Annotated in this window: 17 protein-coding genes; 10 read left to right on the forward strand and 7 right to left on the reverse strand. The window is 69.6% G+C overall.

Features of this window, described 5'->3' with window-relative positions:
• Positions 1–12 precede the first annotated feature (12 nt).
• The 6 genes from CXB49_RS05170 (at position 13) to CXB49_RS05195 (ending at position 6674) form a co-directional block, all read left to right on the forward strand.
• On the forward strand, positions 13–1014 hold the full coding sequence (locus tag CXB49_RS05170; protein ID WP_101707417.1) for a hypothetical protein: 1002 nt from the start codon (positions 13–15) through the stop codon (positions 1012–1014).
• Positions 1015–1027: 13 nt separating this feature from the next.
• On the forward strand, positions 1028–2524 hold the full coding sequence (locus CXB49_RS05175; RefSeq protein WP_101707418.1) for a hypothetical protein: 1497 nt from the start codon (positions 1028–1030) through the stop codon (positions 2522–2524).
• Complete coding sequence (locus CXB49_RS05180; protein ID WP_158300618.1) at positions 2517–3767, forward strand: aspartate aminotransferase family protein; 1251 nt, start codon at positions 2517–2519, stop codon at positions 3765–3767. The genes CXB49_RS05175 and CXB49_RS05180 overlap by 8 nt, the downstream gene beginning before the upstream one ends.
• The gene (locus CXB49_RS05185) at positions 3764–4687 is read left to right on the forward strand and encodes an EamA family transporter (RefSeq protein WP_101707420.1); all 924 of its coding nucleotides are present in this window, start codon (positions 3764–3766) and stop codon (positions 4685–4687) included. The genes CXB49_RS05180 and CXB49_RS05185 overlap by 4 nt, the downstream gene beginning before the upstream one ends.
• A gap of 10 nt (positions 4688–4697) precedes the next feature.
• Positions 4698–5132 carry a GNAT family N-acetyltransferase gene (locus CXB49_RS05190; protein ID WP_101707421.1) on the forward strand — a complete coding sequence of 145 codons (435 nt, stop codon included), beginning with the start codon at positions 4698–4700 and terminating at the stop codon, positions 5130–5132.
• A gap of 210 nt (positions 5133–5342) precedes the next feature.
• Positions 5343–6674 (forward strand): hypothetical protein, encoded by a 1332-nt coding sequence (locus CXB49_RS05195; RefSeq protein WP_101707422.1) that lies wholly within the window; start codon positions 5343–5345, stop codon positions 6672–6674.
• A gap of 29 nt (positions 6675–6703) precedes the next feature.
• Here CXB49_RS05195 and CXB49_RS05200 read toward each other — a convergent pair whose 3' ends face one another.
• The 3 genes from CXB49_RS05200 to CXB49_RS05210 all read right to left on the reverse strand — a co-directional run bounded on the left by CXB49_RS05200 (position 6704) and on the right by CXB49_RS05210 (position 10861).
• A complete protein-coding gene (locus tag CXB49_RS05200; RefSeq protein WP_233492944.1) occupies positions 6704–7471 on the reverse strand; it encodes an AraC family transcriptional regulator in 768 nt (255 codons plus the stop codon).
• 133 nt (positions 7472–7604) lie between these two features.
• Positions 7605–9848, reverse strand: coding sequence for a M9 family metallopeptidase (locus CXB49_RS05205; protein WP_101707423.1), 2244 nt, complete (start codon positions 9846–9848; stop codon positions 7605–7607).
• A 113-nt stretch (positions 9849–9961) separates the two neighbouring features.
• Complete coding sequence (locus CXB49_RS05210) at positions 9962–10861, reverse strand: LysR family transcriptional regulator (protein ID WP_233492945.1); 900 nt, start codon at positions 10859–10861, stop codon at positions 9962–9964.
• A gap of 110 nt (positions 10862–10971) precedes the next feature.
• On the opposite strand from CXB49_RS05210, the gene CXB49_RS05215 reads away from it, so the two are divergent.
• Positions 10972–11820: a pirin family protein gene (locus CXB49_RS05215; protein WP_101707424.1), complete on the forward strand. Its 849-nt coding sequence runs from the start codon at positions 10972–10974 to the stop codon at positions 11818–11820.
• A 4-nt stretch (positions 11821–11824) separates the two neighbouring features.
• On the opposite strand, the gene CXB49_RS05220 is transcribed toward CXB49_RS05215, so the two are convergent.
• From CXB49_RS05220 to CXB49_RS05230, 3 genes are all read right to left on the reverse strand, one after another.
• A complete protein-coding gene (locus CXB49_RS05220) occupies positions 11825–13561 on the reverse strand; it encodes a GGDEF domain-containing protein (RefSeq protein WP_158300619.1) in 1737 nt (578 codons plus the stop codon).
• Positions 13562–13807: 246 nt separating this feature from the next.
• On the reverse strand, positions 13808–14431 hold the full coding sequence (locus CXB49_RS05225) for a hypothetical protein (RefSeq protein ID WP_101707426.1): 624 nt from the start codon (positions 14429–14431) through the stop codon (positions 13808–13810).
• Positions 14432–14769: 338 nt separating this feature from the next.
• Positions 14770–15240, reverse strand: coding sequence for a Spy/CpxP family protein refolding chaperone (locus CXB49_RS05230; RefSeq protein WP_158300620.1), 471 nt, complete (start codon positions 15238–15240; stop codon positions 14770–14772).
• A gap of 174 nt (positions 15241–15414) precedes the next feature.
• Between CXB49_RS05230 and CXB49_RS05235 the strand changes: the two genes are divergently transcribed.
• The 3 genes from CXB49_RS05235 to CXB49_RS05245 all read left to right on the forward strand — a co-directional run bounded on the left by CXB49_RS05235 (position 15415) and on the right by CXB49_RS05245 (position 18074).
• Positions 15415–16098 carry a response regulator transcription factor gene (locus CXB49_RS05235; protein ID WP_101707428.1) on the forward strand — a complete coding sequence of 228 codons (684 nt, stop codon included), beginning with the start codon at positions 15415–15417 and terminating at the stop codon, positions 16096–16098.
• Positions 16099–16102: 4 nt separating this feature from the next.
• Positions 16103–17206, forward strand: a complete 1104-nt coding sequence (locus tag CXB49_RS05240) for a HAMP domain-containing sensor histidine kinase (protein WP_101707429.1) — start codon at positions 16103–16105, stop codon at positions 17204–17206.
• An 88-nt stretch (positions 17207–17294) separates the two neighbouring features.
• Entirely contained in the window at positions 17295–18074 is a 780-nt protein-coding gene (locus CXB49_RS05245; RefSeq protein ID WP_101707430.1) for an HAD-IIA family hydrolase, read from the forward strand.
• A 14-nt stretch (positions 18075–18088) separates the two neighbouring features.
• Here the strand turns inward: CXB49_RS05245 and CXB49_RS05250 are convergent, their stop codons facing one another.
• Entirely contained in the window at positions 18089–18988 is a 900-nt protein-coding gene (locus CXB49_RS05250; protein ID WP_101707431.1) for a LysR family transcriptional regulator, read from the reverse strand.
• Between the last annotated feature and the right edge of the window lie 71 nt (positions 18989–19059).

Below are 19059 nucleotides of genomic sequence, written 5' to 3' on the forward strand. Positions count from 1 at the left end.
AGGAGGGACGCCATGCATGCTCCAGCCACCGGAGACCTATTCCGCCGCCCCGCGCTGCGGCCCGGCGTCGAGATCGAGGAGCAGCCGGACGGCATCGCGCTGCTGTACCGCGAGCAGTCCTGCGATCTGGCCGTCTCCGACGCCGGCCGGCACGACTTGCTGGCGCTGCTGCGCGATCTGCAGTGCGCGCCGGCCAGCGTGGTCGAACTGAGCGCCGCCCATCCGGCGATGGCGGCCGGCCTGCCCGGCCTGCTGGAGGAGCTGGACCGGCTGGGCCTGGTCACCGAGGCCAGCTTCGAGCTGCCGGCCGACGCGGTGTCGGGCCGGGAGTTCAACGCCCGTCTGCGCAATCTGGCGCAGCGCACGCTGCGCAAGAGCTCCCGTTCGCGGCTGTTCGGCCTGTTGAACGATTGCGCCGCGCCGCGCAATGTGCTGATCGGCTACGCGCTGGAGTACTACTGCCTGGTGCGCGCCGCGCCCGGATTGATCGCCTCGGCGCTGTCGCATGCCGACAGCCGGCAGAACCAGCGCTCGCTGCAGCGCTTTTTGATGTCGGAACTGGATCACGACCTGATGCTGGCGGAGAGCCTGGCCAGCGTCGACATGGAGGTGGACGGGCTGGACCATCTGCTGCCGCTGCCGTCCACTTTCTCGCTGTGCTCGGCGCTGGGGGTGTTCGCCCGCCAGCATCTGCTGTCGTTCAAGAGCGTGCTGTTCCTGTTCGAGATGCCGGGAGAGCAGTTCAATCAGGCGCTGGTGCGCTGTTGCGAGGCCCAGGGCCTGTCCAAGGCCTTCTGGGAGCCGCTGCTGCGCCACGCCCACATCAACGACGCGATGGGCCACGACGACATCAGCGGCGAGTTGCTGGAGGACATCAGCGCCATCGGCCGCGAGGAACAGCTGGTGGTGGAAAAGAATCTGGTGCTGATGATGGAGACCATGGCGCTGCAGGACGAGGAAATCGTCGACTACTACAGTCGCGAAGACGCCTTGATCCCGCGGCTGCACCTGTGAGAGGAAGCCGGACATGGAAGCCTGGGGCATCAGTCATTACCGTTCGCCGCATCTGGTTCCGTTCCACGCCCACCTGGCGCAGGACGGCCAGACCGTGGTGCTGGCGGCCGACGACAACGAGTACGAGATCAATTTCAGCGGCGTCGACGGCGGCCACGTGCTGGACAGCGTGCTGGCGATGGCCAATCCCGGCGCCGAAATCTGGTTCGACATCCACGAGGGATCGGCCCAGCCGTGGCAGTTGTCGCTGGCGCGGCAGCTGGACGAGCTGTCGCTGATCCGCGACGCGCCGGCGGACGGCTCGGCGCTGGAGCTCAGGCGGCTGGAGCTGGAGAGCCTGGTCCGCCGCTGCGTCGATACGCTGCTGGCCGCGACCGCCGACGACCGCGAGCGCCACGCCCCCATCGTGCTGGCGATGCAGAGGCTGCTGGACGAGCCGGCGCCGCAGGCGGACGCCTTCACGGTGGACGATGTCGCCGCGCCGGAATGGGCCGGCAATTTCGCGCTGCAAACCTTTTATCTGCAAAAGATCTATCTGGCCGACAATCTGCCGCAGCTGCCCTTGCTGTGGCGGCGGGTGTTGCAGGACTTCGCCGACGAGGCGGGCTATGCCGGCCTGGGCCGCCGCGCCGCCGAATCGCCGCGGCTGGCGCGGTCGGACAGCCTGGGCTTCTATTGCCCGGCCCAGGTCGAGGCCTATCTGCTGTGCCTGGTGGACTTGTTGCTGCAGGCCTCGCGGCCGGAGGCGCGGCGGCGTTTGCAGAGCCCGACGCTGGCGGTGGAGGCGGACAGCGGCGTCAATTTCATGCGCCGCGCCGAGCAGTTCGCGCTGGCGGGACTGGCCGAGCTGGGCGAGTCGCGCTATGTCGGCAGCGTCAACGCCGCCGGCGCCGGCTTCGGCCCGCTGGTGCAGGGCCTGTTCATCGAGCAGTACCACGTCACCCAGCGCTTCGTCGAAATCATCGCGCCGCTGATGACCAAGCGCTTGCGCACGCCGCTGAAGCAGCGCGTCTACCGGTATTTCCAGGAGGAGCTGGGACACGAGGCCTTCGAGCGCGCGACCTGCGAGGCGCTGGGCGTGCAGGCCGCCTGGCTGGACCAGGCGCTGCCGCTGCCGCTGTTCCAGGCCTATGTCGACGCCTTCACCGTGCTGGGCCGCTACGATCCGATAGGCTACCTCGGCTCCATCATGGTCACCGAGGGCATGCTGGGCATGGACAATCCGGTGCACGAGCGGCTGGAGTCGCTGGCCGGGGACAGCGCCGAATACCGCCGGGTGGCGAAGCGCCACGACGACCTGAACGTCGAATTGAACCACGCGGCGCTGTCGCGCTTGTTCTTCCGCGAGATATCGGTGCTGACGCCGCACGCGCAGCAGCGGGCGCTGGCCAATCTGTCCTATCTGCTGGAGCTGAATGTGCGGGCGATGGACCAGGTGGCCGATTTCTACGGCGCGCAGGCCGAGCTGCGGATCTGCTCGCTGGACAGCTATCCGGCCGGCCATGTCTGAGGACGGCGAGCGTTACGACCGCTGCGTCAATCCGGCCTGGCGCGAGGTCTTGGGCCTGTGCGGGCTGGACGAGCAGCCGACGGCGGCCGACGGCTGCTGGCTGCGCTTCGCCGACGGCCGGCGCATGCTGGACTTCGTCTGCGGCTACGGCGCGGCGGCGCTGGGCCACAATCCGCCGCCGTTGCTGGCCGAGCTGGCCGACGCGTTGGGCCAGCCCGAACCGAATCTGCATCCGCTGGGACTGTCGCGCCAGGCCGGCCTGCTGGCCGAGCGACTGCTGGCGCTGGCCGGCTTCGCCGACGGCAAGGCCCTGTTCGCCAGCGGCGGCGCCGAGGCGGTCGAGGGCGCGCTGAAGCTGGCGCGGATGGCTGGCGGCAAGACGCGGCTGATCGCCTTCGACGGCGGTTTTCATGGCCTGACCCAGACCGCCACCCAGCTGGCCGGCGCCGATTTCTGGCGCCAGGGCCTGGCCGACGATCCCGCCTGCCTGCGGCTGCCCTGGGGCGAGTTGGAGCCGGTGGCCGCGGCACTGGCGGCCGGCGACGTGGCGGCGGTGCTGCTGGAGCCGGTGCAGGGCACCGCCGGCGCGCGCGCCTGGCGCGGCGACCGGCTGGCGGCCTTGTCGGCGCTGTGCCGCCGCCACGGCGCCTGGCTGGTGTACGACGAAGTCCAGTCCGGCTTCGGGCGCTGCGGCGCGTGGTTCGCCTATCAGGCGCTGGGCGCGCCGCCGCCGGACATGCTGGTGCTGGCCAAGGGGCTCAGCGGCGGCATGCTGCCGGTATCGGCGCTGCTGTGCCGCGACGCCGTCTACCAGGCAGTGTTCGGCCGGCCCGGCTGCGCCAAGATCCACGGCTCCACCTTCGGCGGCAACCGGCTGGCGCTGCAATGCGGGCTGGCCATGCTGCGGCTGCTCGGCGAAATCGACGCGCCGGCGCGGGCCGCCGGGCAGGGCGAGGCGCTGCGCCGGATGCTGTCGGCCGGACCGTTCGCGCTGGAGGGCGCGGGCCTGATGCTGGCGCTGCGGGCGACGCCGCAGGCGCGGCAACGCTATGGCGAACAGGCGGCCGGCGCGCTGTGGCTGCAATTGCTGGGGCAGGGCGTGCTGACGGCGCCGGCGGCGCACGATGCGGACGCGTTGCGGCTGCTGCCGCCGCTGACGGTGGGCGCCGACGAGCTGGACTTTTTCGTGCAGGCATACCGGCGCGCGCTGGCGGCGCTGGAGACGGAGGCGACGACGGCATGAAGATACGACACGTGTTGCTGGCCATTCTGGTGGCCGCGATCTGGGGCCTCAGCTTCATCGTGGTCAAGATAGGCCTGACCCAGTGTCCGCCGCTGCTGCTGGCGGCGCTGCGCTTCGTCGTGGTGTTCGCGGCGGGGGCGCTACTGTTTCCGCCGCCGGCGCTGCCCTGGCGGCTGTATCTGCGCGCCGGCCTGTGCCTCGGGGTGATCCAGTTCGCCGGGCTGTTTTCCGCCATCCATCTGGGCATGCCGGCCGGCATCGTGTCGGTGCTGGCCCAGGTCCAGGTCTTCGCCACGCTGCTGCTGGCCAGCCTGGTGCTGGGCGAGACCCGCAGCGCCCTGCAGAAGGCGGTGATGGCGCTGGCGCTGGCCGGCGTGCTGCTGCTGGGCTACGCCCGCTACCAGGACGCGCTGCCCTTGCTGCCGTTGCTGCTGGCGCTGCTGGGCACCGCCGGCTTCGCCTGGGGCAATATCGAGCTGAAGCGCGCCGGCAAGGTGGACATGTTCGCCTTCACCGTGTGGATGAGCGTGGTGCCGCCGCTGCCGCTGCTGCTGCTGTCGTTCGCGCTGGAGGGCGGGCCGGCGGCGGCGTGGAACGCGCTGACGCATTTCTCCGCGACGGCGCTGGCGGCGCTGCTGTTCCTGGCGCTGGTCGGCACGTTGTTCGCGCTCGGCAGCTGGGGCAAGCTGATGACGCTGTATCCGGCGACGCTGGTGGCGCCGTTTTCGCTGCTGAGCCCGGTGTTCGGCCTGCTGGGCGGCTACTTCATCCTGAACGAGCGTTACGACGCGCTCAGCATCGCGGCGTCGCTGCTGATCGTGACGGCGCTGGCCGTCAACACCTATGCCGGAAAGCTGGCGGCGCTGTTGCCGAAGCCGCCGGACGCTGATCTGCCCGCCAAGGGACCCGCCCAACGATGAACGCCCAATCATGAACCAAGACACGCTGATCCTCTCCACCGACAAGAGCCTGCTGGACATCGGCCTGATCCATGCCTTCCTGCACGACCACGCGGCCTGGGCCAAGGGCATTCCGCGCGAGACGGTGGAGCGGGCGATCGCCGGCTCGCTATGCTTCGGCGCCTATCTGGGCGGGCGCCAGGTCGGATTCGCGCGGGTGGTCACCGACATGGCGACCTTCGGCTATCTGTGCGACGTGTTCGTGGTGCCGGAATGCCGGGGCCGCGGCTACGCCCGCCGGCTGATGGAGCGCGTCGCCGAGGAGCCGGCGCTGGGCCGGCTCAGGCGCATCGTGCTGGTCACCTCGAACGCCCACGGCGTCTATCTGCCGTTCGGCTTCGCCGCGCTGGAGCACCCGGAGCGCTATATGGAACTGCACCGGCCCGACGTCTACCGCGCCGGCTGAGCGCGTCCCCTTCACATCCCGCCTGTGGCGGCGTCCATTGGTGGCGCCGCGAATGCGCGGCCATGACTGCTTGTTGTTTTTATAGGAACAATCTTCTTGTTGAAAATACTTATCGGACATGATGGTCGGCTCGCCGCGCCGAATTCGCCGCTAGTGTGAAAGAGTGGTTCGCCAGTTGACGCGCCGCATCGGTACGCTACGGAGAACGCGATGGCGAATCTCGGAAACAGTCCGGTACTGGACGACGGCTATATGGTGGCTGGCCACGAGGCGCCCGCCGCCGGCGGCGGCAAGGGCAATCCGGTGATCGGATGGTGGATGGGCGCGGCCATCGCCTGCTGCTGCATGCTGGGCTCCTATGGTCTGGCGGCCAGCCTGGCGCTGCCGTCGCTGCTGGGCGCCGTCGCCGGCGGCGTGACGCTGTTCGCGGTGCTGTTGGCGGCGACGCCGTATCTGCGCTTTGTCGATCATGGCTGGTGGACGCGCTACGACGAGTTCCGCAATCAGCTGTGGGGCGAGGCGCTGTCCAAGTATCTGTGGCATTTCCGGCATCGGCGCGCCGAGGCCGCCGGCGCGCTGGAATCCTGGGGCCAGCCGGCCGCCGAGCCGCAGCGCGAGCGCGCGGCCTGCCTGTTCCGCACCATCTACAGCGAGCAGTACGGCCGCTACGCCTTCGTGCCGCCGCTGCTGCTGTTGCTGGCGGTGGTGTTCTTCGAAAGCAATTACATCGTGCTGGTGCCGCTGCGCCAAGTGCTGCCGGGCGGGCATCCGCTATTGGGCTATCTGTCGCAGTTCGTCCATTTCGACCTGCAGATCAGCGCGATGTGCGGCGCCTATATGTTCGTTGTCGGCGACACGGTCAATAATGTGCGCAAACGCTGCCTGAACGTGGCCGACGTGTACTGGTACGCGCTGCGGATGGCGCTGGCGGTGCCCATCGCCTACGCCGTCACGCTGGTGCTGCCGAAGGACGCGGCGGTCAGCGTGGCCTTCGCGCTGGGGGCCTTGCCGATAGACACCATCATCAAGATGCTGAGGCGGCTGGTGAACGCCAAGCTGAATACCGGCGAGGCCGAGCAGCCGGACCAGCTGGTCAAGCTGGACGGCGTGACCACCGCCGTCGCCAGCCAGCTGGAGGCCGAGGGCGTGTCGTCCATCGATCAGCTGCTCGGCATGGATCCGGTGCTGCTGGCGGTCAACACCGGCCTGTCGTTCAAATTCGTCCTGCGGCTGGTCGGACAGGCCATCGTCCGGCGGCATCTGGGCGACGCCGCCTTCTCGCTGTCGGCCATCGGCCTGGCCGACGCCACCTCGGTCTATTGCCTGATGCAGGATTTGAAGCGGGCGCGGCGGCAGGGGGGCGCCGACAGCGCGGCGGAGGCCATCATGGCCGACGCCTGCCGGCTGCTGCAGTCGGTGTCCAAGAGCGCCTGGCCGGACCGGCAGACGGTGGAGTTCGCCTTCGGCAACATCGCCGACTACGCCTATACCGGCCTGCTGATGTCGGCCGGTTTCGAGCGCGCGGAAAAGCCGGCGCGCTGAGAGTCTGTCTACGATCTTTTTACGAGCCCCTAGTCCCGCGCGGCGGCCGGCCTGGGCGCATGGACCTGCATCCGCAACTGGCGCGGGCTCAGGCCCAGCATCTGCCGGCATAGCCGGGTCAGCGCGCTCTGGTCGGAAAAACCGCAGCCGGCGGCGATGTCGGCCAGCGGGCGGCGGCTGTGCGCGATGGCGTGGCTGGCGGCCTCCATCCGGGTGCGGCGGATGAAGTCGCCGACGCTCTGGCTGAACACCCGCTTCATCCGCCGGTCCAGCTGGCCTGTGCTGAGACCGGACAAATCGCACAATTCCTCCAGCCGCAGCGGCCTGTGGTACTGCGCTTGTATGTGGTCGACGCAGGCGGCGAAGCGGGCGTCCAGCAGTCTTTCGCGGGTCAGTTCGGCGAGGTCGCGCGAGATGCAGACCAGGCCCAGCAGCTGTCCGTCGGTATCGCGCAGCGCCTGCTTGCCGGTCAGGCACCAGCCGGGCGCGCCGTCCGGATAGACGGTCAGGTCCAGCCGGTCGCGCAGCGGCCGCCGCTCGGCGAACAGCGTCTGGTCCTGCTGGCGGTAGCGGTCGGCCATCGCGCCGGGAAACAGCTCGTGCGCGGTGCGGCCTTCCGCCTGCAGGCGGTTGCGCAGCGCGCAGCGGCGCACGCAGCCCTCGCTGATCGCCAGATAGCGGCCGTCGGTGTCCTTGACCGCGAACACCACGTCCGGCAGATGATCGAACAAGGCCGCCATCGCCCGCGCGGCGGACAGGTCGCTGACGATGTGGGGTTGCAGCAGCTGCGTCAACATGGCGCGGGTCCTTTAATTAATTCCATCAAATTGACCGATTTATTACGTTGTCATTTGTTGAAAGTAACATGGACCATGCCGATGCTTTTGGCAAGGGCGCGGCGGCATCGAACCGCCGCGCCGGATGTTCCGGCTAGTCGTAGCTGGTGCTGAGCGTCACATTGGCGTACGGCTGCCTGGCCTGCAGCGTCAGGTAGTACCAATGGCCGGCCTGCGGCGCGGCGACGGCCACCGACTCCTCGTTGCCAGCCTTGGCCGACGAGTAGTCGAAGCTGGCGCTGTTCGGATAGCGGTCCATCGCGACGTAGAGATCGACGTCGCCGCTGCCGCCGCTGGTCCACAGCTTCAGATTGCGCGCGCCGGCCGGCATCCAGATGGCGGCGTAGTAGGCGCCGGACGAGGACAGGCTCGAGATCGAGCAGTGCTTGCCCAGGCGGTTCGGATAGCCCTCGTTGCAGGCCGGCAGACCGGAGGCCGGCGGCAGCGGCGGCTGGCCGGCGGTGGTGGCGCCCTGCGCCCAGCTGGCGAATTCGCCGTCGTAACGGCTGCCTATCTGCCGCATCAGGCCCATATAGCCGTCGTAATCGCCTTTGCGGAACAGCGGCAGCATCGCGTCGACGTCGGCGCGGTGGCGTTCGAACATGAAGCGGGTGGCCATATAGCCCCAGCGGTAGGCGCGGGTGACGTAGTCGGCCATGTCATAGGTGTTGCCATAGATCTGGCTCAGCTTGTAGCTGCCGGTCTTGGCGATGTCGATGGCGGTCTGGTTGTCGTTGCGCAGCGACAGGTATTCGGCCAAGCCCTCTATCCACCATACCGTGGGCTGGCGGGTCTCGGCGGCGAAGTCGCCGTACATGTCGAAGCGGCCGTCCAGATAGTGGATGTATTCGTGCTCCAGATTCCAGACCTTGAACACCGGACGCAGCCAGGAGGCCTCGTGGGCGATGAAGCGGGCCTGGTTGGCCGGGTCGGCCGGATTGCCCTCGACGTACATGCCGCCGTTGTCGGTGCCGATGCCGTAGATCACGCCGGCGTACTTGGAGTAGTTGTCGTAATCGTCGAACACCACCACTTCCAGCGAGGTGTTGTTGTCGTTGGCCACCGCTTGCTTGCGCGTTTGCAGCATCTGGTGGAAGTAGGATTCCTCGTTCTGCAGCAGCGAGCACGAGGCCTGCATCTGCTCGGTCGTCATTTCCTGGGAGCGGATGCTGATGGTGGGGCTGCAGGTATAACGATTGACCAGGATGGCGTCGGCGAGCCGGGTTTCGAAATTGCAGGTGCCGTACTCGCCGCAGCTGGCGTTGTCGTAGTACTTGACCGCCTCGGCGGCCGCCAGCCACAGCTCGTTGTCGGCGCCGGTCATGCTGCTGCCGGCCAGGATGGCCTTGGCCTGCGGCTTGATCGCCGGCTTCAGCGCCGGGTACTGCATGAAGCGCAGGCCCTCGCGGGTGGCGTCGCCAAGCTGGAAGGCGGTTTCGGTGCCGAGCAGGCTGGCCTTGTCGGCCTGGACGAACTGGGTCAGCGCCGCGGAGTAGCTGCCGTCGCTCTGCAGCAGCGGCGCGGCGTTGGCGCGGCCGTGGGCGTAGAACAGCACCGTCAGCGCACCGGTGAAGCCCTGGCTGGCGGTGGTTTCGCGCAGCGCCTGGACCGCGTTCGGGCTGGCGGACGTGTTGGTGTAGCGCTGGACGATGGCGCGCATCGACGGCAGGTAGTAGGCCTCGTCCGCCATATTGGTGATCAGCGTCATCACCTCGCCCGCGGTGGTCGGCGCCTGGGCGTTGGCGGCGAACAGCGACGCGCCGTCGGCCAGTTGCTTGATGCCGGGGCGCAGCACGGTCTGCAGATTGGCGTCCAGCGCCGGCAGCGTGCCGCTGCTGGCCAGGTAGTAGCCGGCGCGCAGGTATAGCGTCAGATTGACCAGCGCCATCGACGAGGCGCTGTAGCCGGCGGCCTCCTGGGCGAAGCGGCCGGCGACGGCGTTGAGGTTGGCCGCGCTGTAGATGGTGGACGCCAGAGTCTTGTCCAGAGAGAACAGGCCGTAGGCGCAGGTGTAGTCGGGCAGCGAGACCAGATAGTTGGCGAGGTCGGCGCCGCCGTGGGCGGCCAGCGCGTTCATGTCCTGGCATTGCGGCGTGGCGGCGTGGCGCGCCAGCTTCTTCAGCGGCCGGCCTATCTGCGCCCGGCCGTCCTGCAGTCGGTAGCGGGCCTGGAAGTCGCTGGGCGGACGGTGGCGCCACAGCCGCGGCGCCGGCGGCTGCTTGGGCCGGGCCTGCGCCTGATGCGGGGCCTTGTACAGTTTGGGCGCGGCGGGGGCGGCCGACGCCAGCAACGCGGCGCTGATGGCCAGGCACAGCGCGGCGAGAGAGGTTTTGCGCATGATTCATCTCCGGATGCCAGGGTCATCCCTGGTGGAGAAAATCATGCCGCCGGCGAGGCGGGATTTCTTGGCGCGCCTCGCCGCCGGCGCGCGCGGATTTGCCAAATCCGGTCTTAGGATTGCCCGGCCAGCCTGTTCATCGCCAGTTCGATGAAGGCGGCGACCGCCGGCGGCAGATGCCGGCGGCTGGGATAGAGCACGCTGAGGCCGGCGCCGGGCCGGTGGTATCGCGGCAGCACCGGCAGCAGGCGGCCGGCCTCCAGGTCCATTCGGGTCAGCATGGACGGCAGCAAGGCGATGCCCAGCCCGGCCAGCGCCGCCCGGCGCAGCGATTGCGCGGTGTTGCCGCTGAAGCGGCCGGCCGCCGGCAATTCGTGCTCCACGCCGTCGGCGCCGGTCAGCCGCCAGACGGCGCGGCCGCCGGGGCACGGCGGCGCCAGGCAGTCGTGGCGCGCCAGATCGGCCAGGCCGGCCGGCATGCCGCGCGCGGCCAGATAGGCCGGGCTGGCCACCAGCCCGCCGCCGCCGGCGCCGGGCAGACGCCGCGCGACATAGCCGGAATCGTCGAGCTCGCCGCCGCGGAAGGCCACGTCTATCCGTTCGGCGATCAGATCGGCGCGGGCGTCGCTGAGCACGAAATCCAGCTTCACCATCGGGTGGGCGTCAAGAAACGCCGTCACCCATTCCATCGCGAAGAAGTCGAAGAAATCGGCGGTGGCGGCCACCCGGACCAGGCCGGCCGGCTCGCGTCCGCCGCCGGCCAGGTCCTGGCCGGCGTCCAGCAGCCCGTCCACCGCGCCGGCGCTACGCTGAAGAAAGGCCTCGCCGGCGCCGGTCAGCGCCAGCTTGCGGGTGCTGCGCTGCATCAGCCGCGTGCCCAGGCTGTCTTCCAGCTGCTGGATGCGGCGGCTGACGGTATTCGGCGGCAGGCCTAGCCGGCGGCCGGCCTCGGCGAAGCTGCCGAGACGCGCCACCTGGACGAACAGCGCGACATCGTTGAGATCCAGCATCATTCATTTCATTTTTGGATGAGTTCAATCCAATTATACCGTCTAGTATCGCAATATGGCGGAGGCTAAGCTGTGTCCATCGCGTCATCGCCTACATTGAACAGGAGCGCATCATGAACACCGCCGCCATCGCCCGTCCCCGCGCCATCGTCCACCGCAGCCGCGGCAACCGCCACGGTCCGGTCACCCGTTTGTTGAGTCCGGGCCGGCTGGGCCGCCAACTGAAGCCCTTTGTCTTCCTCGACTGGTTCGACCTGGATCTGAGCGCCGGTCACGGCGGTTTCGGCCTGCACCCGCACTCCGGCATCGCCACCTTCACCTGGCTGCTCGAAGGCGAGGCGGTGTACGAGGACACCACCGGCGCGCGTGGCGTGCTGCCGGCCGGCGGCGTCGAGTGGATGCGGGCCGGCGGCGGGGTATGGCATACCAGCGAACCGAGCGCCGCCTCGCGAAGGATGACTGGTTTTCAGCTGTGGCTGGCGCTGCCGGCCGAGCAGGAACTGGCGCCGGCCGAAAGCGTCTACCTGGCGCCGGAGCGGATTCCCGAGGCCGGTCCGGTCAAGGTGCTGCTGGGCGAATACGGCGGCGTCAACAGCCCGATTCCGTCGCCACCGGGCGTCAGCTATCTGGCGGTTGGCCTGCGGGACGGAGAACGCTGGACCTTCACACCGCCGGCCGGCCACGAGGTGGCGTGGCTGGCGCTGAATGCCGGCGGCCTGCGGGTGGCCGGCGAGGAGGCGATTTTGAGCGCCGGCGAGCTGGCGGCGTTCGCCGAATCCGGCGAGGCGCTGGAGCTGATCGCGGTCGGCGACGCCGCCTTCGTGCTGGGCTCCGCCGTCAAGCATCCGCATGATCTGGCGCTGGGCTATTACTCGGTCCATACCAGCGACGAGGCGCTGGCGGCCGGCGAGGCCGGGATCGCGCGCCTCGGAGACGAGTTGAAGCGGCAGGGGCGGCTGTGACGGCCTAGCCTTCGTTCTCCTCCTGGCCGGCCCGCACCACCTGGTCGCGTCCCTGCCGCTTGGCGGCGTACAGCGCGTGGTCGGCCGCCTGCAGCAGGCTGTGCAGCGTGCGGTGGGCCTCGTCCAGCGCGGCGACGCCGAAGCTGGCGGTCAGCGCCAGCGTCTGTCCGGACGCCAGCCGCAGCGGCGTTTCGGCGATGCCGGCGCGCAGCCGTTCGGCCAGCACCGCGCCGGCCGCCTCGCCGCCGCTGCCGGTCAGCACCACGAACTCCTCGCCGCCGTAGCGGCCGGCCAGGTCGCCCTCCCGGCAGGCGCGCGCGATCATGGCGGCGACATGTTTCAACGCCGCGTCGCCGACATCGTGGCCATGGCGATCGTTGACCTGCTTGAAGTGGTCGATATCGAACAGGATCAGCGCCGCCGGCGTGCCGTCGCGTCCGGCGCGGGAGATTTCCGCCTCGGCCGCCTCGGTGAAGGCGCGCCGGTTGGCGATGCCGGTCAGAAAGTCTATCCGGGAAATCTCGGTCAGCTCGTCTATCAGCCGCTGCCGCTCCTGTTCCAGCGTGCGCTTCTCCAGGCTGCTTCGCCGCAGCGCGGCGATGGCGCGCAGCACCTCGCCGATCTCGTTGTCGCGGCGAGGCTCCGGCACCGCGGCCTCCAGCCGTCCCTGGGCGATGTCGGTCAGCAGCCGGGACGCCGCCAGCAGCGGCTGCACCAGTTGCCGCCGTATGTAGAAGAACAGCGCCAACTGGGCCAGCAGCCCGATCACGCCCAGGCCGACCGCCGACAGCAGGTGGTGCAGCGCGGCGCGGTGTTGTTGCAGCGCCTCGGCCGCGGCCGCGGTCAGCATGGCGTCGCGCAAGGTGATGATGGTGGCCATCGTCGGCACGTAATGGGAGGCGAAGCCGGCGGTGTCCACCGGGTAGGCGCGGCCCTGTTCGCCGGCCTGCACCACCGCGTTCACCAGCGCCATGCCGGCGCCGAAGTAGCGCTGCTCCATCTGGCGCGCCGCCAGCCGGGTCGCCGGCGGCGTCGCCGGCACGCTGAGCCGCAGCTTGATGGTGCTGCGCAGTTGTTCGATGCGGCCGCGCAGCACGTCCACTTCCTGTTTCTCGTCGGCGGTCAGCGGGCGGCCCAGCGCCAGCGCCGCGGTCAGCTGCGAACCCAGCCGGCCGGCGTATTCGCGCAACTCGGTCGCCAGCCGGGCGCCGCTGAGCGGGTTGGCCAGCTGCGGGTGGACGGCGCTGGCGTGGGACGACAGCGCCGCGACCGCCTCCAGCAGCGGCGGGATCACGTCGAACATCCGGCGAACCGCGCCCATCATCTGGCCGGCGGTGCGCGACGGCTCCGCGGCGGCGGCGTCCACGGCGCCGCGCGCCTGGGTCAGCAGCCGCCGCGCCTGCTGCGCGGCCTGGTTCGCCTGGCGGTGGTCGGCGGAGACGCCAGGCGACAGCGCCGCCAGCAGCGTGCGCAGCGCGAAGTCGCTGTCCCGTCGGACCTGGCTCATCCGTTTCAGTTTGGCCTGGTCCGGGACGGTGCCCAGCAGCGCGTTGGCGGGACCGCGCTCATAGGACACGCGCTCGGCCGCCACCATGGCCAGGCGGGCGACGCGTATGGCTTCCAGGCCATCGTCGGTGGCGTGGTATAGCGACCATTCGCTGCTGATGATCCATGCCAGCGGCAGGCTGACCAGCACGAACAGGATGGCGGTGGCGATGATGAATATTCTGGACAGGCGCATCGGACGGTCAGGGTTGGGCGCCATCGGCGGTGGGCGCAGGCGCGGTGCTTGATTGAGTATATGCGCTGCGATGGCCGCCCCGCGAGCGGGATTTTCCGCGCGCCGGTTCGACCATTGTCCATGCCCGCCGCCGCCGGGACCGGTGGACGCAGGCGGGCGGCGGCGATGGTCGCTGTCGCGGCGACCGGACGAACTGACCAGTGGGTCAGCCGCCGGCGACCGTGCCGGCGGCCGATAGCGACGGATTCAGGCGCTGGCGCTGACCATGCTGCCGCTGGCGGACGTGCCGCCCGGCACCGAGCTCTCCAGCGCCTGCAGGAAGCCGCTCAGCGTCGCGTTGCCGTTGCCGGAGCCGCCCAGCGCCGACACCAGATTCTGGAAGCTCTGCTGCAGCGAAGACAGCGTCGAGGCGTCGGAACTGGCGGAGCCGGTGTCGCTGGAACCGCTGGACGCGTTCAGCTGTTGGATCAGGCTGGCCAGGTCCGTCTGCATGTCGGGCCGCCGATAGCCGCCGCTGCTGGACACGCCGCCGTCGGACGACGAGGCGCCGGTCTGGCCGCTTTGATCGTGCAGCGCCGCCATCAGGTTCTGCATGAAGGCGGCCATCGCCTGTCGCGGATCCTGGCTGGACGAGGTCGAGGAGGTGGAATCGTCATCCGACGACGAGGCGTCGGACGAGGCATCGCCGCCTACGCCGATTTGCGATAAGGCCTGGCCGATCGCGCTGATCAGGCCGCCGCCGGGAGGCGGGCCGGGTGGCGGCGTGCCGGCGTCGCCGACACCGTTGGCGTCGCCGGAAAACCGGGCGCCGCTGATCTGGCCAAGCTGGGAAATCCAGCCGCTGGAGTTGGAAAGGCTGCTGATTGACATGTTCTGCTCCCGATGTCTTGGAACGTATGGCCGGACCATGCGGCCGGCCGGCTGAGCGGCGTCCGCGCGGACGCCGCTGGACGGTTCTGAGCAAGAAGTCGGCCAAAATCAGGCCGGCCGAGGTGAATTCCAGTAAATCCGGGTAAAGCCAGGTTAAGAAAATGTCTTGAAACAACAATGGCATGCGGGGTGGGGCGGCCGGCCGATGGCGGCGCGGCCGCCGTCGGCAAATCCTGCTGCGGCTTGCCGCCCGTTAAGCGGCGTTAAGCCGGTTGCGGGGCAAGGGCTTGGCGCCGGCCGCCGCCGCGGCGCGCCGGCCGGCGCGGCAAGTTTTGCCGTCACGGTGGCGGCGGGCATGGCGCCGGCTTCAGTTGGCTGCGTTGCTCCGGCGTCAGCAGCGCGCGCGCCTTGGCGTCCAGCTCGGCCCGCATCAGCAACAGCCGCGCCATCGCCTGCGCGCGCATTTCGGCCAAGGCTCGCACCCGGGCCTCGTCGAACGGATCGCTGGCGGCGGCGCGGCGCAAGTCCTCGTGCGAGCGCGCCGCCTGCCTGGCCAGCGCGTGCCGCGCCGGCGCCTGCGCCAGCGCCAACTCGAACAGCTTGTCCCGCTGCGCCTCGCTCAGCCTGACGCCGCGCAGCGAAGGCAGCTCCGGTTCCGCCAGCGCTCCGTGGCCGCGCATCGCCGGCGGCGGGCAGGCGTCGGGCCCGTCGTCGTCGGCGTCATCGCGCGCCATCACCGCGGCGGCCAGCGTCGCCGCCGCCATGCCCGCCGCCAGGCGCATCGTCCATTGTCTGCGAGTCGCTTGCATCTCGAGTCTCCTCTCCGGGGCCAGCCGGGATGGTCGGCCGCGCGATGCAGGCATTGTTTCCCGCCCCGCTGTTAAGCGCCGTTAGCGCCGGTGTAAAACCGGGTAAAGGATTGCCGTCGCCACGGGGGCGTGCCTTAATATCGGCACCATCCCGATCACGAGGCGCGGTGTCAGATGAAGGTGTTGCTGGTGGACGACGATGTCGAGCTGGTGGAGTTGCTGCGCGATTACCTGACGCGCGAGGGTTTCGCCGTGTCCTGTGTCCACGACGGGCTAAGCGGCGTCGACGCCGCGCTGTCCGGGCGGCACGACATCGTGGTGGTGGATGTGATGATGCCCGGCCTCAGCGGCATAGAGGCGCTGGCCCGCATCCGCGCCGCCAGCGCGGTGCCGGTGATCATGCTGACCGCGCGCGGCGACGACGCCGACCGCATCGCCGGCCTGGAGCTGGGGGCCGACGACTACGTGCCCAAGCCTTGCTCGCCGCGCGAGCTGGCGGCGCGCATCCGCGCGATTCTGAAACGCGCGGCCGGCGCGGCGCAGCTGCCGGCCGCGCAGGCCATCGTCGCCGGCGCGCTGACGGTGTGGCCGGCGCAGCGGCGGGTGGAGCGCGGCGGGGCGGCGGTGGAGTTGACCAGCACCGAATACAATCTGGTGGAGGTGCTGGCGCGCCACGCCGGCTCGGCGGTCAGCAAGGCCGAGCTGTCGCAGCAGGCGCTGGGCCGGCCGTTGAGCCGCTTCGACCGCAGCATAGACGTGCACATCAGCAGCATACGCCACAAGCTGGGGCCGCTGCCCGACGGCAGTCCGCTGATCCAGACGGTGATCCGCAAGGGTTACCAGCTGATCGTGGCCTGAGGCGATGGGCCGCCTGTTCTGGAAGTTCTTCCTGTTTCTGTGGCTGGCACAGCTGCTGACCATGTTCGGCGTGGCCGGCGCGGTGTGGCTCAGCCACCCGGAGCGGCCGTCGGCGGCCATCGCGGGCGGCCCGCCGCCCGAATTCGCGCCGGGGGGGCGACCGCCGTTCGACCATCCGCCGGGACCGCCGCGCCATGGGCCTCCGCCTGTCGTTCCGCCGATGCTGGCCTGGCCGCTGCTGGCTGGCAGCATGGTCAGCCTGTTGTTCGCGGCGCTGCTCGCCTGGTATTTCTCCAAGCCGATCCGCAGCCTGAGCGCCGCCTTCGACGCCGCCGCCGCCGGCCGGCTGGACATTCGGATCGGCGCGGCGATGGCGCGGCGCAGCGACGAACTGGCCGATCTGGGCAGCGACTTCGACCGGATGGCCGAGCGGCTGCAGAAGCTGCTGGAAGCGCAGCGGCGGCTGCTGCACGACGTGTCGCACGAGCTGCGCTCGCCGCTGGCGCGCTTGCAGGCGGCGGTCGATCTGGCGCGACAGCAGCCGGAGCGAACCGCTGAATTCATAGACCGCATCGAGCGCGACAGCGCGCGCATGGACGCGCTGGTCGGCGAGCTGCTGACGTTGGCGCGGCTGGACGCCGGCATCGCCGACGGAGTCGAGGAGGATGTCGATCTGGCCGAGGTGTTGGCCGACATCGTCGACGACGCCGGTTTCGAGGCCGGCGCCCGCCGGTGCCGGATAGAGACCGATTGCGACGCCAGCCTGCCGGCGCGGGGCAGCCGCGAGCTATTGCACCGCGCGATCGAAAACGTGGTGCGCAACGCGGTGCGTCACAGCGCCGAGGACAGCCGCATCGATATTTGCGCCCACGCGGGCGACGGCCGGCTGCGGCTGACGGTGGCCGACCGCGGCCCCGGCGTGTTCGACGGCGACCTGGCTGCCATTTTCGATCCCTTTTTCCGCAGCGGCTCGCGGCCGGCCGGCGCCGGCTACGGCCTGGGCCTGGCCATCACCCGCCGCGTCATCCAGGCCCACGGCGGCGAGGTGTCCGCCGGCAATCGCGCCGGCGGCGGGCTGGTGGTGAGCATCGAGCTGCCGGCGGCCTGAGCCGTGCTATGCTGCTGCGGGGCGTGGCGGCATGCCGCGGCCCGCGACCGTGCCCGCGCAACCGGCACGCGTATTCTGGATACTCCGCATGAGCAAAAGCATCATCTCCGACATGGATGGCGTGATCTACCGCGGCAAGCAGCTGATTCCGGGCGCCCGCGAATTCATCCAGCGCCTGGTCGACGCCGGCACGCCCTTTCTGTTTCTGACCAATAACGCCGAGCAGACGCCGCTGGACCTGAGGCTGAAGCTGGAGGGCCTGGGCATAGGCGGCCTCAGCGAGGACAACTTCATCACCAGCGCGATGGCGACGGCGATGTTCCTGAGAAGCCAGACCCGCAAGGCGATGCCCACCGCCTACGTGGTCGGCGGCGCCGGCCTGATCAACGAGCTGTACAAGGTCGGCTTCTCCATTTCCGAGTCGCGCCCGGACTACGTGGTGGTGGCCAAGTCGCAGACCTTCAGCTTCGAACAGATCAAGAAGGCGGTGCGCTTCATAGACCAGGGCGCCAAGTTCATCGGCACCAATCCGGACATGATCGATCCGATCGAGGGCGGCGGCTACGAACCGGCGGCCGGCACGCTGCTGGCGGCGATAGAAGCCGCCACCGGCCACAAGCCCTATATCGTCGGCAAACCCAACTCGCTGATGATGATGCTGGCCACCCGCAAGCTGGGCGTGCATCCGGAAGAGGCGGTGATGATAGGCGACAGGATGGACACCGACATCGTCGGCGGCCTGGAGGCCGGCATGTGCACGGCGCTGGTGCTGTCCGGCGTGTCCAGCCGCGAGTCGATGGAGCGCTTTCCCTACCAGCCGGACTATGTGTTCGACAGCGTGGCCGACATCGACCCGCAGGCGCTGTGAGGCCGGCAAAAGATTCAGGCCGGGCCTGACAGCTCGGCCTGCGCCTGTTCGAACAGCTCCGAGAGCAGGTCGGCCGCCAGCCTGACCCGCGGAGAACGCCTGACGTCCGGGTGCATCGCCAGCCAGAGCGGGCGTGCCGGCGCGTCGTCCGGGGCCGGCAGCGCGAGCAGGCTCTTGTCGCCGGCCACCAGGAAATGGGGCAGGGCGGCCACGCCCAGGCCGGCGCGCGCCGCATGCAGCAGCGAGGCCAGGTCGTTGCTGCGAAACACGAAGCGGCGGCGCCCCGCCACCCGATCCAGCCATTGCTGCTGCGGTGTTCTTTCCAGGCTTTCGTCGTAGCCGAGGAATGCCCACTCGGCTTCCGGGCGCCGCGCGTATTCCGGCGCCGCGTACAGGCCGAAACGCATTTCGCCGGCCCGGCGCGCCGTCAGACCGGGCGCGGACGGGCGTGACAGGCGGACGGCCAGGTCGGCCTCGCGGCGCGCCAGATTGGCATCCCGCGACTCGCCTATGATTTCCAGGTTCAGATGCGCCCAGCGCGCGTGCATTGACGCCAGCCGCGGCGCCAGCAGATGGCTGGCCAGCACCGGCGGCGCCGATATCCGCACCGTGCCGTCCAGCGACGCGACGCCCAGCGCCATCCGCGCGAAGGCCTGGGCCTCGTCGTCCAGCCGCCTGGCCTGTTCCGCCAGCGCCTCGCCCTCGACCGTCAGCGCCCAGCCGCCGGGCAGGCGGTCGAACAGGCGTATGCCCAGCGCCGTCTCCAGCGCCTCGACCCGGCGGGCCACCGTCGAGTGTTCGACGCCCAGCGCGCGGGCGGCGCCGGACAGGCTGCCGCAGGCGGCCAGCGCGACAAAGTGGCGGATGTCGTCCCACTGCGGGCCGCCGCGTATCGGATCTGTGTTTTTTTGCACAATAGATGGCGAAGTATTGGGAATTTCCGTTCGATTTTGCGCTGGGTAAGCTGGAGGTGCAAGTCAATCGA

Source organism: Chromobacterium sp. ATCC 53434, from assembly GCF_002848345.1.
Classification (GTDB): Bacteria; Pseudomonadota; Gammaproteobacteria; order Burkholderiales; family Chromobacteriaceae; genus Chromobacterium.